The organism is Peribacillus sp. ACCC06369 (genome assembly GCF_030348945.1).
In the GTDB taxonomy this organism is placed as follows: domain Bacteria; phylum Bacillota; class Bacilli; order Bacillales; family DSM-1321; genus Peribacillus.
In genome coordinates this window covers 3075939-3091459 of sequence record NZ_JAUCEN010000002.1, presented here as the reverse complement: position 1 = coordinate 3091459, position 15521 = coordinate 3075939, and the positions used below count along the sequence as shown (strand labels likewise).

The window sequence follows — 15521 nt, the reverse complement described above, 5'->3', positions numbered from 1 at the left end:
GTTGGAAAATACATTCCAGAAGATTTGTCGTTTGGAGGATGTCCTCCATCTCTTTAAAGATAATCAGTCCATCTTGTATGGGGGATTCGGTGGTATTGGGACACCTCCGGGATTGATCAATCTGATTTTGGAGTCAGGTATAAAGGATTTAACCTTGATTGGGAACGATACAGGTTTCCCCGATATTGGAATCGGAAAACTGGTCACCCAACGCCGTGCAAAAAAAATCATCGTTTCCCATATCGGTTCCAATCCAAATGCAGGACTATTAATGAACAATGGGGAACTCGAAGTGGAGTTCTCTCCTCAAGGTACACTTGTCGAACGCATCCGGGCTGGAGGGATGGGATTAGGTGGGGTATTGACTGATATAGGAATTGAAACCGATATCGTCCGGGAAGGCAAGCAAACCGTAAAGATAGGTAAGAAAAATTATCTGGTGGAACCTGCATTAACAGCAGATATCGCCATTGTTTACGCAGAAATGGCAGATCCTTACGGAAACCTCATCTTTGATAAAAGCGCCAGGAACACGAACCCACTCGTAGCTGCGGCCGGACAAATCACGATCGTCGAAGCCATGCAAATCGTTCCGCTTGGCTCTTTGGATCCAGAGAGCATCATTGTGCCAGGTGCCTTTGTGGATTATATCATTCCATCAAAAGGAGTCGATTGGAAATGGGTTTGGGAACCGAAGATAGAAATCGAATAGCGAAACGGGCAGCAGCAGAAATAAGCGATGGGATGCTGGTCAATTTGGGAATTGGCATTCCATCGCTTGTACCGAATCATCTTTTGAATGACCATAAAGTTATGTTTCATGCTGAAAATGGCCTTGTGGGGATTGGCAGTTCTCCTGAAAAGGGAAAGGAAGATGCACATCTTTGCAATGCCGGGGGACTACCGATCACCATAAGACCCGGGGCTTCCTACTGCGACAGTACGGTTGCATTTGGGATGATAAGGCGCGGGAGGGTGGATATCACGATTCTAGGAGCCCTTCAAGTGAGTGAAGTGGGGGATCTCGCTAATTGGATTGTCCCAGGAAAGAGGGTGCCAGGCATGGGTGGTGCCATGGAACTGGCTGCAAAGGCAAAAAAGGTCATCGTATTAATGGAACATACCGATAAAGCGGGCATGTCTAAATTAGTCAAAAAATGTACGTTGCCGTTAACTGCCAAGAAATGCGTACATATGATCATCACTGAGCTAGGCGTGTTTTCTGTAACTTCCGAGGGCCTCCTTTTAACAGATGTATTTGATACATCCAGTATTGAGGAAATCAGGGATCGAACCGAAGCCTTGTTTACCGTCTCTGAAAACATCCATATTTTAAAAGAATGAGAGAGGAGAATGGATATGTATGAGGAAAGAATAAGAACATGGTTGAATGATCATCGGACAAATGGGGTTCAGCTTTTGCAAAAACTGGTCCAGGAACCGAGCAAAAGGGGGCAAGAAGGAAGTGCACAAGCCATAGTGGTCGAGAAGTGCAGACAACTTGGTCTGGAAATAGATCTATGGGAAATTGGGGATGAACAATTAAGAAAACACCCCCATTTTTATTGCGATCGCAAGGATTTTAAAGGAAATCCGAACCTTGTGGCTATTAAAAGAGGAACCGGCAATGGGAAATCCCTTATTTTAAACGGACATATTGATGTTGTTCCTGAAGGCGATCATGCAGCATGGCACGATGAACCCTATAGCGGCAAATTAAAAGACGGGAAAGTGTTCGGGAGGGGAACGACAGATATGAAAGGCGGCAATGTTTCTTTATTGCTGGCCATCGAAGCGATAGTCGAATCTGGAATCCAATTGAAGGGGGACGTGATTTTCCAGAGTGTGATTGAAGAGGAAAGCGGCGGTGCAGGAACACTTGCGGCAGTCATCAGAGGGTACGAAGCGGATGGGGCAATCATTCCGGAGCCTACCAATATGAAACTATTCCCTTTACAGCAAGGTTCGATGTGGTTTCGACTGAAAATAAAGGGCAAGTCTGCACATGGAGGCACAAGGTATGAAGGAGTAAGTGCAATTGATAAAGCGGTTGGTGTAATGAAAGAAATCAAGATGCTTGAACAAGAACGGAATGAGTCACTCCGTCATTCACTCTATAAAAATGTACCCATTCCCATTCCAATCAACATAGGAAGCATTCAAAGCGGAAACTGGCCTTCTTCCGTGCCGGATACAGCCGTTCTTGAAGGCAGATTCGGCATCGCACCGACAGAGACCATGGAAGAGGCACAAAAATCGCTGATACAGCGAATAGATGCTTTAAACCAGAGTGATTCATGGTTCAAAGAAAAACCAATTGAATTAGAATGGTTTGGGGCCAGATGGCTGCCTGGCAATCTCGAAATCGATCATTCGCTAATGAAAACCATTGGCAGGTACTATGAAAAAGTGGTGGGGGAAGAACCGCTTGTCGAAGCGTCCCCTTGGGCGACGGATGGAGGGTACCTTTCATCAGTTGGCTCGACTCCCGTAGTTGTATTTGGACCAGGGGAAACGAAAATGGCCCATGATTCAAACGAATATATAGAAGTGGATAAAATGATGGAGGTTGCAGAAATCATTGCATTGACCATGATTGATTGGTGCGGGGTGGAAGAGCAATAATTATTTTTCCCAAGGTCTGATTCTAGAAAGGGTCAGGCCTTATATTACCATTTTCGATGGACGTGAAAGGAGCGGGACAAATGGAGGCTGGCATCATTGAAAAAAGAATTCAAAAGCCAAGGTGCTCAATACATATTACGATCGACTATTTTAATAAGCGATTAAGGGTTGACGATTACCTAGGTCATTTTCAGGAATGCGTAGAGGAATCCCTGAAGGTGGCTAACGGCGTATCAGCAGAGAAAATCATCTTCAAGTCACGCAAGGAAAACGTTCTGGCATTAATTGCTCAGGGCTTTTTATATGAAGGAAGCATCGATAAATTCTTTTTGGGAAGCGATTGTTTCTTCCTTGTAAAATATAACAAGAACGAAAGGCGCAACAGTGAGGAATGGGAAAAGGAAGATCAAATCCTCACCGATGTTCAGAGTCTCCCGATTAAATCCGGACTGGATGATCCGCCGACTGCCTATCAAGCACGTAAAGCGGAAGTTACCGATGCAGTTCAGCTGGCACAATTGTACGGGAAGGTTTTCGAAGTGTATCCCACTCCGATGAATGATCCGTTATATGTGAAAAAATGCATGGAAAAGGGAACGGTCTTTTATATTTTTGTTCATGAAGGCAAGATCATCAGTGCTGCTTCCGCAGAAATTGATGCCTTTTACCATAATGCGGAAATCACTGATTGTGCGACATTGCCGGAACATCGGCAGTACGGTTTGATGAAACACTTGATTTCCTCACTTGAAGACTACCTTATTTCGAATGGCAATTATTGTATTTATTCCATTGCCCGGTCGCTCTCATTCGGTATGAATGCTGCATTGCACCAGCAGGGTTACTCGTACCGTGGACGTTTGGCCAATAATTGTTACATCTTCGATAAACTGGAAGACATGAATCTTTGGGTGAAAAATTTTACATGATTGCTCATTTTCAGGCGGTACATGACAAGTTTTTGGCATTTCCTCATATACTCTAGCAAGAGGGTAATTGAGGAGGGATATCTTGCCAAGTGAATTTTTTAATACAAGTGAAGTACTGGAAGCTATATTAGAGACAATTGATGAAGGCATTCATGTAATAGATCCAAAAGGACAGACCATATTTTATAACGGAGTGGCGGCCAATCATGATGGAATGAAAAGAAGTGAAGTGCTTGGGAAACCGTTGCTTGAAGCCTTCCCTTCTTTAAATCACAAATCATCGACATTACTCCGAGTGATTAAATCTGAAAAACCGATCTACAACTATAGCCAATCATATGTAAATGCACATGGGCGAATCATTGAGACGCTAAATACGACGCTCCCCATATATGTAGATGGGTTCATGATTGGTGCAATAGAAATTGCTAAGGATTATTCAAGTTTGAAGCAATTATCTGAAAGGTTAGCTGACCTTGAAAGCTCGCTCAAGACAATCAAAAGTCCTGAAAAGAAAACGTCCCAGAAAGGCGGATTGTATTCGTTCACTGAAATCCTGACCAGTGATACTGGGTTTAAGCGTTTGATATCACAAGGGAAAAAGGCTGCCCGATCATCCTCATCGGTATTGGTTTATGGGGAAAGCGGTGTAGGAAAAGAGCTTTTTGTTCAAAGCATCCATAAGGATTCCAGCCGCAGTAAAGAACCATTCATCGCACAAAATTGTGCTGCCTTACCAGAAAATTTATTGGAATCGCTTCTATTCGGTACGGCTAAAGGAAGTTACACTGGCGCTGTGGAACGCCAGGGATTATTTGAATTAGCAAACGGCGGAACCTTGTTTTTGGATGAATTGCAATCAATGCCGATTGACTTGCAGGCAAAGCTTCTGCGTGTGCTTGAAGATGGGTTCATCAGGAGGATAGGCGGCACAAAGAGCGTACAGGTGGATGTCAGGATCATGGCAGCGATGAATATAGATCCTAAAAAGGCCGTATCGGAAAACAGGCTAAGGCCAGATCTATTTTACCGATTAAACGTATTGAGCTACGAGCTGCCTTCGTTAAGGGAGCGTACTGATGATATAGAGCTTCTGACTGAGCATTTCATATCAATATTTAACAGTAAATTAGGACTTTCCATAAAAGGCATTGAAGAGAAGACAAAGGTTTTCTTTCGGGAATATCATTGGCCTGGAAACGTAAGGGAGCTTAAACATACGATAGAATTCATGATGAACCATACGGAGAAGGATATTTTGAACCTTGAAGACTTGCCACAGTTTTTAAAAAAACATACCCATTCCTCATCAGTAAAAATACTTCCACTTCGTGAGGCCATGATTGAGATGGAAACAAAATTGATTACCGAGGCCCTTCATCAGACAAACGGAAATGTCTTTCAGGCATCGAAGCTATTGCAGATTCCAAGGCAGACCTTGCAATATAAAATAAAAAAACATATTTGACCATAAAAAAATCCGGAAGCAGCCAGCAGTCCGGATTTTTTTATGGTCAATGGAATTTTTGGGTCATTTTGGCACCCTTCTTGCATTTAATACTACTATCATAACTCAGGAGGTATAACCATGTTATTTGACTTATATAAGCCAGATCGCAATTGGAAAGATATAGAGCTATGGAAAGATGTAACCAAAGAACAATGGAACAACTGGCTGTGGCAGCTTACGAATACGATCCGAACCGTTGATGATTTGAAAAAAGTGGTAAACCTGACTCCGGATGAAGAGGAAGGCGTAAGGATCTCCACTAAAACCATCCCTTTGAATATCACCCCATACTATGCTTCGCTAATGAATCAAGATGACCCAAGGTGTCCAATCAGAATGCAATCGGTCCCCATCTCGGAAGAAATGCATAAAACCAAATATGACATGGAAGACCCCCTTCATGAGGATGAGGACTCCCCTGTACCGGGTCTGACCCATAGATATCCGGATCGCGTCCTTTTTTTGGTGACGAATCAGTGCTCGATGTACTGCCGTTATTGTACGAGAAGACGCTTTTCAGGGCAAATTGGCATGGGCGTGCCAAAAAAACAATTGGACGCTGCCATCGGTTATATACGTGACACACCGGCGGTTAGGGACGTCCTTATTTCAGGCGGGGACGGATTATTGATTAATGACACGATCCTTGAATATATCCTCAAAAACTTAAGGGAAATCCCTCACGTTGAAATAATCAGGATAGGTACGCGGGCTCCGGTTGTTTTTCCTCAAAGAATCACTGAAAATTTATGTACCATCTTAAAAAAATATCATCCGGTTTGGCTCAATACTCATTTCAATACCTCGATAGAAATCACCGAAGAGTCAAAGAAAGCTTGTGAGATGCTTGCCGATGCAGGTGTACCTGTGGGCAACCAGGCAGTTATTTTAGCGGGGATAAATGACAGTGTCGCAATCATGAAAAAGCTAATGCATGACCTTGTTAAGATTCGTGTGCGACCTTACTATATTTATCAGTGTGATTTGTCAGAAGGCATCGGTCATTTCAGGGCTCCCATATCAAAAGGGATTGAAATCATCGAGGGACTCAGAGGCCATACATCCGGGTATGCTGTTCCTACCTTCGTCGTCGATGCTCCAGGTGGGGGAGGGAAAATAACACTGCAACCGAATTATATCCTTTCACAATCCCCAACAAAAACGGTGCTGCGCAATTTTGAAGGAGTCATAACCACATATCCTGAACCTGAGCATTATACACCTGGCCTTGCAGATGATTATTTCAAAGGGGTATATCCCGATATGGAAGAAAAAAGGTCAGATATAGGTGTATCCGGTTTGATGAACGATAAGCAATTCAATTTAGTGCCTGAAGGGCTGAAGCGAATGAATCGACGGGAAAATTACGTGACAAACCCAGAGCATGCTACATTGAAAAACCAACGTGAAAAAAGAGATTTGTTGAAAGAAAAGAAATACCAGGCACAGCAAAAAAAGAGCACTCCAAAGGGAGATGAATAGCATGGAGACGTGTCCATGGTGTGAGAAAGGGAAGCTTACATCGGTAAAGGGGACGGTGTATTGGGAACTGCCGGATGGTACGAGGGCGGTGGAAATTACGGAAACCCCTTCATCTCATTGTGAGAATTGCGATGCTCTTTTTCAAAGTGATGAAATAGTTAAGGGAATTGAAAATCAACTATTTTTAATTGATTCGAAACAGCTTGAAAAACAAACGAAGTACAGTGAGCTAATGAACATGAAAAAGCTGTTGAAACGCAACTACTTTGACTTTTAGCGGAATGGTACATGACGTTTCCATTTATTAATGAATGAATGAATCCCCTCATTTTAGGCAGAACAGTGTAAATCACTATTCTATCTTAGATGTAGGGGGTTTTTCCCATTCACAAGAATTATAGGCCATCGGGTATTTGAATGTTAGAGTAATTCCGCCACCCTTCATACGGCATGACTGACCATGCTCGTGTGTATATAAGGTAAGGGTACTTGCAAGCATTTGATTGAAGCTCTAGGTTAAACTTGTAGCGATTCGATTCATTTGATCGATCACTTAAAGAATAAAGAACGTAAGTGTGAAAAAATATTTCCCGCCTTTAAAAGGATTGAATCAATTTGGGAATGAGAACGATATTTTTATTGAAGTTCCGTATTCTATTATCAAATGCGGTTCGTGCTGAAAAATGGTGGATTTCAATAAAATGAGGAAGAAAAAACCAAATTATTTTAAAAAAGTGGACGGAAGAGAAAGTTTCCGATATATTAAAGCAGGAATCATAGTTATTTTTAGGGGGGCTCGACACCATGAGACCATTTTATTTATATTTAATGAAATTTCGACAACCAAAGGAAATTGATGCAATCACTAAATTTGCGAATCATGCCTATCAGGATCATGGCTTCCCAAAACAATCGACTGATTATAATGAACTGAGCAGTTATTTGGAATTGAATGCAGATTATCTCGAAAGTATGTCAGTATTCGATCAAGCGTGGGAACAATATGTCCAAATAGAAGAAGGACTCCTATTGGGAGATCAGGAATAGGGGGATCGGAAGGATGCTTAAAAGCCTTCAAACCCGAATTTTGCTTTATTCTTTACTTATAGCAAGTGTTCCTGTTCTGATATTGGGGATCATATCCTATGGATCACAGCGCTCCCTGCTGGAAAAGGAAGCTAAAAATGCCTTGAATGCAGGTTCACTGAATATTGTAAATGAAACATATAGCTATTTGAACGAACGCATCAGTGATGTGAAGTTAATGAGTGCAAATTCGGTAATCATAAATCCCGGCTCTTCAAAGGAAGAGAAGTCAGTTGAACTAAAAAAGTTTATCGATGCAAAAGGAAGTTATTACGGTGTTTTGCATTTGAATATGGAAGGAAAGGTCATTGCGGATACCTCCAATAAAATGATCGGGGATAACCTCGCAAAGAGAATATGGTTTAAAGAGGCCATGGAAGGTCATGAATTCCTTTCTGACGTATACAAAACCCGAGCTTACTCAGAACCCATAATATCTCTAAGTGCGCCGGTATATGATAATACAGGAAAAATAATCGGTGTCGTATCTCCAGCTTTCAGATTGGAAGGGCTCTGGGAGATGATGGAGAAAAAGGCTAATGACATTAGTGATAAATATCCAGTGAACTTTTTCATTCTTAATCAAGAAGGTATCATGATTTCGAAAAAAGACCCACATGGCATCATGCAGGATTCAGCCTTGGAGGAAATTGGATTAACGAAAGAAAAGCTGATGGAGGCTTCGTTATCGGATGAATTGTACAGTGCAGAGAATGGGGAAAAAATATATTCTATCCAGCCTATCCATACGATAGCGGAAACGGAGAATACGTGGTTTGTTGTTGTGGGTGCAGATAAGAATCAGGTGTTTCAGCCTTTGAATGACCTTTTATCACGGTATCTGACCATCTACAGCATCGTATTTGTTTCTATCATTCTGGCTGTCTATTTACTTACAAAGACTCTTGTGCGGCCAGTTCAAGATCTTGTCGAAGCAACGGAGGATTTCATTGAAGGAAAGGAATTCGTCTTTTCCAATAAAAGAAGCTTCGAGGAAATGGAAAAATTGAATCTTGCCTTTCTAAGAATGATGGAAACGATAGAAGATCGTGAGAAGGAAATCGTCCGTACGGAAAAATTGAAATATGTTGGCCAGCTTGCAGCCGGGGTCGCGCATGAAATCAGGAACCCGCTGACGACAATAAAGGGCTTTTTCCAACTATTGAAGAGTCAGGATCATGATAAAACACTAATAGAAAAATATAGTGATGTCATGCTTCATGAAGTGGATCGGGTGAATGTATTCGTGACTCAACTTCTTGATTTGGCAAAACCCCATCAACTGGAATGGGAGAAAATGGATTTAAAGGATTTCCTTGATGAAATGATAGATACATATACTTCTTCAAATCCGAGTTCTCACGTAAGAATAATGAATGGAGTGACACAATCCGTCATTGTTTTTTCAGACAGGAACCGGTTAAGGCAGGTTCTCTTGAATGTCCTGAATAATTCTTGTGAAGCCATCGAAGCAAGAGGGCAGATTGAACTGGATCTGACTGCCGTTTCCCAATATGTAAAATTGATGATCAGAGATGATGGAAAAGGCATCAGTCCCGAGAATTTAAAAAATATCGGCATGCCCTTTTATACCACTAAACAAGATGGAAACGGCCTAGGTGTAGCGACCTGCATTCAGATAATGGAGGAATTAAAAGGAAAATTTCAAATTGAGAGTGTACATGACGAAGGAACGAAAGTGACGCTCATTATCCCTACTGCGAACCGTCTCATTAAATGAGACGGTTTTTGGTTGTAGATAAATGAGGAACAAGGTTTTTCGTTGCCCTTTAATAAATGGGCAAGTTCCTTATCTAAATGAGTAAAATGCCCTCTCATTTCCATTAACCTCCATGTTTGTTTATGCATATAATTTACTAATCAAACGATAAGGACCATATTGGGGGATGTCTCTTATGGGCAAAAAAAAACAGCCGAAATTTAAATTAGGCGATACAGTCGTAATAACAATGTATGGGACAGTCGGGAATATAACCGATGTTAAATTTCTCGATGGTGCTTATGTGTATGAAGTGAACTATAGTGAAGGTCTTTATATTGAAAAAACATTGCAATCGATAAATGAATACGAAGGAGAAATCCTTTATCCAAAAGAACAAATCGACATTGAATATAAATATTTATTAGGTGACTTGGTCCAGGTGGATGGATATGAACAGGATTATTTCAAGATTATCGGCTATCGAACGGAAATTTGGCGCTATAAGGAAAATGCCTGGGAGGATGTAATCTATGAGTTATCAAGAATTTCGGATGGTGAATGGCTTGAAGCGCATGAAGAAGAACTGACTCTGATAGCCGATGCTAAACGTGCAGATGGGATCATTAAAAAGTTGGGCCTGCTCCTTCCTAAAAAGAATAATGAGCTTGCTATCATTGCTAAACAATACAACCCTGGTAAAGGTGAGCGAGAAATGACAATGACAAAAAATGAAAAAAAGGAAATGATTGATGGACTGTTGGATTTATATAATGATTATTGTAAGCTCTACGAACATTTTGGCGATGATGAATATCGTCATATCATGAAGATCGCCCTTGCTAAAATTGAAAAAGCTGCAGAGGAAATTTATCCAGATCATAAAAAGAAGCAAACGAAGTGAAAAGGTATCCCAAACTTTTAAAGGGCAATTTCCAAATTACCTAAAAAAGCTACCATTCAAATTGGCCACCAATGGAACATGGTAAATATAGGCCCTTCATATGATTTTCCATTAAGGGATGCCTTACTGGCATATTTGTCTCTACACATTCATAGACCTTTAAATAAGGGGGCGATGATTTGCGAGAAATTGAGGTTTTTATTGATACAGAAGAGATAGCGGAATTCTTTTTTCAAGAATTGATAAGACGGGGCTATCTTCCAACAGAAGCTGAAGTTGAAGATCTTGCTGACATCACATTCGAATATCTTCTTGAAAAATGCATAATTGATGAAGAAGTCGATGAGTAACCAGTCATAAGACGGTTACCAGCTTCCTTTCCCTTAATTTTAAAAACAATTAAAAAAAGACGGCGGGCCTCCGCCGTTTTGTTTGCGGTTCTGAGGAGGGGTGCCAAAAGTCTTTTCACGATTTCCAGTTTCCTAATCAGGTTGGTTATTGGATAAGGTTCAATTTTCCTAACTTGTGGTTGATATGGTATAGTAGTTTTTGTATATCATTCCAACCACAAGTTAAGGAGGAAATAGTTGTATGAGCGTACATATTGGTGCAAAAGAAAATGAAATTGCAGAAACGGTCTTACTACCTGGAGACCCATTGCGTGCAAAATATATTGCTGAAACATTTTTAGAGGATGCAAAACTTTACAATGAAGTTCGGAATATGTTTGGATACACAGGGACATATAAAGGGAAAAGAATTTCCGTCCAAGGCACAGGCATGGGTGTTCCATCCATTTCCATCTACGTAAATGAATTGATGAATAGCTATAATGTTCAGAAGCTGATTCGCGTTGGAACTGCAGGAGCCATCCAAAAAGACGTAAAGGTCAGGGATGTAATCCTTGCAATGAGTGCTTCCACCGACTCGCAAATGAACCGCATGACTTTCGGCGGGGTGGACTTTGCTCCAACCGCGGATTTCGAATTACTAAGAAAAGCTTATGACGCGGGCACGGCTAAGGGCTTGCAATTGAAGGTCGGGAATGTATTTACGGCCGATCAGTTTTATAACGATAATAGTGAATTGGAAAAATGGGCAAAATACCAAATCCTTGCGATAGAAATGGAATCAGCGGCCCTATACACGCTTGCTGCTAAATTTGGACGCCAAGCTTTATCAGTATTAACCATTTCCGATCACATTTTAACCGGTGAGGAAACGACGTCGGATGAGCGCCAGTCAACTTTTAACGAAATGGTTGAAGTGGCATTGGAAGCAGCTATCCAAGACTGATAATTGGATGTTAATGACAGGCGGGTGACCAGGAATAAATGATGCTGTATAATGAAGGGTGGGATACAGGCTCATTTATTCCTTGGTATCCGCATTTTTGTAATGTCTCGCCTTAAGGGGTACCCTAGATTTAACGTTTGCGAAGGGTTAAAAAATACATATGATCAGTAAGTTGTTATTTTTGATAACTATTATTTTTCGATTGGCATGAAAACTGATAAAATAGAAAGAAACCGTTTATATCGTCATGAAGAATGAAAGTGGTGAGGCTTCAGTGGAAGAAGAAAATCAACAACAGCCAAAAGAGGCAGGGAAATTCATTAAAATAAAGAAGTTTACGTTCATTATGGGGATTTTCCTAGTCATATTTCTAACTGCAGGGATTACTACAATAGCCTTGACCTTTGGAAATGAAAAAGTAGAGTCAATAGCACCGGATAAACATTCGGAATTTGAAAAGCTGTATTCTACATACGATACGATAAAAGATAACTATTATGAAGAGATTGATCAAGACAAGCTGGTTGACGGGGCAATTAATGGAATGATCAAATCATTGGATGACCCCTACTCTGCCTATATGGATAAGAAGGAAGCATCGAGTTTCCATGAGAGCATCTCTTCATCTTTTGAAGGAATCGGTGCTGAAATTCAGGAACAGGATGGAAAAATCATGGTCGTCTCACCGATAAAAGGGTCACCAGCCGAAAAAGCGGGTGTAAAACCGAATGACATCATTTTAAGTGTCGACAGTAAAAGCGTTGAAGGACTGAGCTCTTCTGAAGCTGTCCTGAAAATCAGGGGCGAAAAGGGAACGAAAGTGAATTTATCCATCTCAAGAGCTGGTGAATCGGAACCGATTGAACTCACCATTAAACGTGACACAATTCCGATTGAAACAGTCTATGCGGAAATGCTTGATGATGGAGTTGCAAAAATCCAAGTGACCAGTTTTTCCGAACATACAGTTCAAGAGCTGAAAACGGCGCTTGAAGAAATGTCGAAGAAGGATATGAAGGGTCTGGTATTGGATTTGCGTGGAAACCCAGGGGGACTGCTTGACCAAGCAATAGAAATGGCAAGCCTGTTCATACCTAATGGGGAAGTGGTCCTTCAAGTTGAGGAACGAAGCGGGAAAAAAGATGTCTATAAATCGAAGAATGATGGAGAGCTGAAGATCCCGGTAGTCGTGTTGATTGATGATGGAAGTGCCAGCGCTTCTGAAATTGTTGCAGCGGCTGTCAGTGAATCAGCAGACATTCCTTTGATTGGTGTCAAATCATTTGGCAAAGGGACCGTTCAGACTGCCCAAGACTTTGAAGACGGATCCAACTTCAAATACACGGCAGCTAAATGGTTGACGCCTGAAGGCAATTGGATTCATAAAAAAGGGATCAAGCCTGATATTAATGTGAAGCTTCCTGATTATGCCAACCTTCCGTACATTTCGCCTGATAAGGAATTGAAAGCATCGGATTCTTCAAGTGAAGTGAAAGCTGCTGAAGAGATGTTGAAGGAAGCAGGACATGATCCAGGGAAGATAGATGGATTCTTTGATGAAGCAACAAAAAATGCGGTAACAGCATTCCAAAGGGAACAAAAAATTAAAGAAACCGGCACTATAAAAGACGATACTACCGTTAAATTGATGCAGGTCATCCGGGAGAAAATCCTTAAAAACGACACTCAAGTTAAAAAAGCAGTAGAAGTATTAAAGAAAGAAATCAAATAAATGATTTTGCCCGAAAAGCCTGCCAACGATTATCGTTGGCAGGCTTTTTTGTCGTTTAATGCATACGATTCCAATATTAGGCAGAAAATATGGGTAAATTTCCGATGAGGTGAGGTAATGAAAGAAAAGGTACTGTTCATATATCTATTGATCTTGATTCTGGCAGGCTGCACCTATGCCCCTTTACCCAAACAAAATGGAAATGCAGGTACGGAAAAAAAACTAACCGAAGAAGAGAACGAGGAAAGCGTGAAAACATTTCTGTTTATTGGTGTTGATACCAGGGGAGAGGAAAAATCTCGATCAGATGCGATTATACTGGCAAAATACTTTCCTGAGCAGGAGAAACTGAAGCTGGCTTCAATCATGCGTGATAGTTATGTAAAAATCCCTGGGTATAAACCAGGATATAACAAAATAAATGCCGCTTATTATTATGGCGGAAGGGAACTGCTCAAGAAAACGATACAGGAAAACTTTGATGTCAAGGTCGATCATGTGGCAGTAATTGACTTTCAGGGATTTGTGAAGATGGTCGACTTGCTTGCCCCTGAAGGAGTAGCGGTGGATGTGGATCAAGAAATTATTGATGATATGAGCATTCAAGCAAGCACTGGCAAAAATGTTTTACATGGTGAGGAAATATTGAAATATGTCCGTTTTAGACATGATGATGAAAGTGATTTTGGAAGGGTTGAACGTCAACAAGAAGTAATGGTTCAATTAAAAACAGCGTTTATAAATCAAATCTCAACCTTCGAAGGGATGGCAGCGCTTCCTAGTATAATAGAACAAGGGCTCTCGTATTTGGATACAGATATTGGGCTGAAAACGATAATGGAAATGGGTCCAAAAGCCGTCTTCCATACACCGGAAACCGTTGAAACCTTAAGGATTCCAGTGGAAGGAAGTTTTAGAGATGAAATATATCCCCAGTCTGGAGCCGTTTTGGAAATGGACTACACTAAAAATAAGAAAGCACTTCAGGAGTTCTTTTCAAAATAATAAGAATGTCTAATATCATTTGTTATCGAAAACACGGGATTTAATTAGTGAATAGATTCGAATCACTTAGATTATTGCATAATAGACCTCGTAAGAATAATCATAATTGATCTTCATTAAAAAACGAGACGGATACGAAATCCTTCTCGTTTTTTTATCACCAATAAAACTTGGATCATTTAACGAAATCAGGAATGTTTTTGATGAAATCCGGTGTTATGATGCCGTTTTCTGTAATGATGCCTGTAATTAGATGATTCGGTGTAACATCAAAGGCTGGATTGAAAGTCTTCACGTTTTCCGGGGCAATCCTTACACCTTGAATAAAAGTGATTTCCGCTTCATGCCGTTCTTCGATCGGGATGGATGTGCCGGATTGGATAGAGAGGTCGAAGGTGCTTGATGGAGCCGCCACATAAAAAGGGATACCAAAGTGCTTGGCTAATATGGCTAATCCCAATGTCCCGATTTTATTGGCTGTATCTCCATTAGCCGCAATCCTGTCGGCCCCGACTATAATTCCATTTATTCGTTTCTGGTGAATCGTATGGGCGGCCATATTATCAGAAATTAAGGTGACGTCAACCCCCGCTCGCATCAATTCCCAAGCCGTCAAACGCGCCCCTTGCAGGACAGGCCTGGTTTCACAAGCGTACACTTTTAGCGGAAAGTCCCTTTCTTTAGCCAGGTGGAAGGGAGCCAGTGCTGTTCCATAACGGGCTGTGGCAATCCCTCCAGCGTTGCAATGCGTTAGGATGGAATCTCCTTTAGCGAATAAGGATAAACCATGTTCTCCGATTTTCCTGCACATTTCTTCATCATCAGCAAAGATGGCTTGGGCCTCCGATACAAGTGCTTCCTTGGCAGCTGAAATGCTTTGCGCTGTTTTCAACGTATTCTCCATCCTCCTTAACGCCCAAAAAAGGTTGACTGCAGTTGGCCGTGAAGAAGCAAGTTTTTCAATATGCCTCGTTACATTTTTCTTGAATTCCCCTAATTCAGCGGTTGTTTCCTGTTTGGCACCAAGTGCAACACCAAATGCAGCCGTCAGTCCAATTGCTGGGGCACCACGAACTTTTAATGTCAATATGCTGTCATATACATCATCAACAGAATGAAGTTCAATAAATTCTGTTATGGAAGGAAGGGCTTGTTGATTTAATAATGTAATATGGGTATCATCCCATTGTACCGAATATGGTAAGGGTGCTAGTGTAGTCATGTGCAGGTCT

15 protein-coding genes are annotated in these 15521 nt (G+C 41.2%); 14 read left to right on the top strand and 1 reads right to left on the bottom strand.

What is annotated here, in order from left to right:
• Nucleotide 1: 1 nt before the first annotated feature.
• The 14 genes from QUF78_RS15800 (at nt 2) to QUF78_RS15735 (ending at nt 14289) form a co-directional block, all read left to right on the top strand.
• Complete coding sequence (locus QUF78_RS15800; protein ID WP_289327331.1) at nt 2–712, top strand: CoA transferase subunit A; 711 nt, start codon at nt 2–4, stop codon at nt 710–712.
• Nucleotides 679–1344, top strand: coding sequence for a 3-oxoacid CoA-transferase subunit B (locus tag QUF78_RS15795; protein WP_289325411.1), 666 nt, complete (start codon nt 679–681; stop codon nt 1342–1344). Before QUF78_RS15800 ends, QUF78_RS15795 begins: the two co-directional genes overlap by 34 nt.
• A gap of 9 nt (nt 1345–1353) precedes the next feature.
• The gene (locus QUF78_RS15790; protein ID WP_289325410.1) at nt 1354–2625 is read left to right on the top strand and encodes a peptidase; all 1272 of its coding nucleotides are present in this window, start codon (nt 1354–1356) and stop codon (nt 2623–2625) included.
• An 80-nt stretch (nt 2626–2705) separates the two neighbouring features.
• Complete coding sequence (ablB, locus tag QUF78_RS15785) at nt 2706–3554, top strand: putative beta-lysine N-acetyltransferase (protein ID WP_289325409.1); 849 nt, start codon at nt 2706–2708, stop codon at nt 3552–3554.
• A gap of 82 nt (nt 3555–3636) precedes the next feature.
• Complete coding sequence (locus QUF78_RS15780) at nt 3637–5022, top strand: sigma-54 interaction domain-containing protein (protein ID WP_289325408.1); 1386 nt, start codon at nt 3637–3639, stop codon at nt 5020–5022.
• Nucleotides 5023–5142: 120 nt separating this feature from the next.
• Nucleotides 5143–6546: a lysine 2,3-aminomutase gene (gene kamA, locus QUF78_RS15775; RefSeq protein WP_289325407.1), complete on the top strand. Its 1404-nt coding sequence runs from the start codon at nt 5143–5145 to the stop codon at nt 6544–6546.
• Between the two features lies 1 nt (nt 6547).
• Nucleotides 6548–6823 (top strand): YokU family protein, encoded by a 276-nt coding sequence (locus tag QUF78_RS15770; RefSeq protein ID WP_289325406.1) that lies wholly within the window; start codon nt 6548–6550, stop codon nt 6821–6823.
• 527 nt (nt 6824–7350) lie between these two features.
• A complete protein-coding gene (locus QUF78_RS15765; RefSeq protein WP_289316053.1) occupies nt 7351–7593 on the top strand; it encodes a YozE family protein in 243 nt (80 codons plus the stop codon).
• A 13-nt stretch (nt 7594–7606) separates the two neighbouring features.
• Nucleotides 7607–9373: an ATP-binding protein gene (locus tag QUF78_RS15760; RefSeq protein WP_289325405.1), complete on the top strand. Its 1767-nt coding sequence runs from the start codon at nt 7607–7609 to the stop codon at nt 9371–9373.
• Nucleotides 9374–9548: 175 nt separating this feature from the next.
• Complete coding sequence (locus QUF78_RS15755; protein WP_289325404.1) at nt 9549–10256, top strand: hypothetical protein; 708 nt, start codon at nt 9549–9551, stop codon at nt 10254–10256.
• Between the two features lie 179 nt (nt 10257–10435).
• Nucleotides 10436–10606, top strand: a complete 171-nt coding sequence (locus QUF78_RS15750; RefSeq protein ID WP_064505166.1) for a YozD family protein — start codon at nt 10436–10438, stop codon at nt 10604–10606.
• Between the two features lie 241 nt (nt 10607–10847).
• On the top strand, nt 10848–11552 hold the full coding sequence (gene deoD / locus QUF78_RS15745) for a purine-nucleoside phosphorylase (protein WP_207440173.1): 705 nt from the start codon (nt 10848–10850) through the stop codon (nt 11550–11552).
• A 247-nt stretch (nt 11553–11799) separates the two neighbouring features.
• A complete protein-coding gene (locus QUF78_RS15740) occupies nt 11800–13284 on the top strand; it encodes a lmo1851 family serine protease (protein ID WP_289325403.1) in 1485 nt (494 codons plus the stop codon).
• Nucleotides 13285–13401: 117 nt separating this feature from the next.
• Nucleotides 13402–14289, top strand: coding sequence for an LCP family protein (locus tag QUF78_RS15735; protein WP_289325402.1), 888 nt, complete (start codon nt 13402–13404; stop codon nt 14287–14289).
• A 175-nt stretch (nt 14290–14464) separates the two neighbouring features.
• On the opposite strand, the gene mtnA is transcribed toward QUF78_RS15735, so the two are convergent.
• Nucleotides 14465–15511: an S-methyl-5-thioribose-1-phosphate isomerase gene (gene mtnA / locus QUF78_RS15730; RefSeq protein ID WP_289325401.1), complete on the bottom strand. Its 1047-nt coding sequence runs from the start codon at nt 15509–15511 to the stop codon at nt 14465–14467.
• Nucleotides 15512–15521 lie beyond the last annotated feature (10 nt).

Coding starts and splice junctions, on each gene's coding strand:
- QUF78_RS15795 (WP_289325411.1), top strand. CDS start 679: ATGGGTTTGGGAACCGAAGATAGAAATCGAATAGCGAAACGGGCAGCA.
- QUF78_RS15790 (WP_289325410.1), top strand. CDS start 1,354: ATGGATATGTATGAGGAAAGAATAAGAACATGGTTGAATGATCATCGG.
- ablB (WP_289325409.1), top strand. CDS start 2,706: ATGGAGGCTGGCATCATTGAAAAAAGAATTCAAAAGCCAAGGTGCTCA.
- kamA (WP_289325407.1), top strand. CDS start 5,143: ATGTTATTTGACTTATATAAGCCAGATCGCAATTGGAAAGATATAGAG.
- QUF78_RS15770 (WP_289325406.1), top strand. CDS start 6,548: ATGGAGACGTGTCCATGGTGTGAGAAAGGGAAGCTTACATCGGTAAAG.
- QUF78_RS15765 (WP_289316053.1), top strand. CDS start 7,351: ATGAGACCATTTTATTTATATTTAATGAAATTTCGACAACCAAAGGAA.
- QUF78_RS15760 (WP_289325405.1), top strand. CDS start 7,607: ATGCTTAAAAGCCTTCAAACCCGAATTTTGCTTTATTCTTTACTTATA.
- QUF78_RS15755 (WP_289325404.1), top strand. CDS start 9,549: ATGGGCAAAAAAAAACAGCCGAAATTTAAATTAGGCGATACAGTCGTA.
- deoD (WP_207440173.1), top strand. CDS start 10,848: ATGAGCGTACATATTGGTGCAAAAGAAAATGAAATTGCAGAAACGGTC.
- QUF78_RS15740 (WP_289325403.1), top strand. CDS start 11,800: ATGAAGAATGAAAGTGGTGAGGCTTCAGTGGAAGAAGAAAATCAACAA.
- QUF78_RS15735 (WP_289325402.1), top strand. CDS start 13,402: ATGAAAGAAAAGGTACTGTTCATATATCTATTGATCTTGATTCTGGCA.
- mtnA (WP_289325401.1), bottom strand. CDS start 15,511: ATGACTACACTAGCACCCTTACCATATTCGGTACAATGGGATGATACC.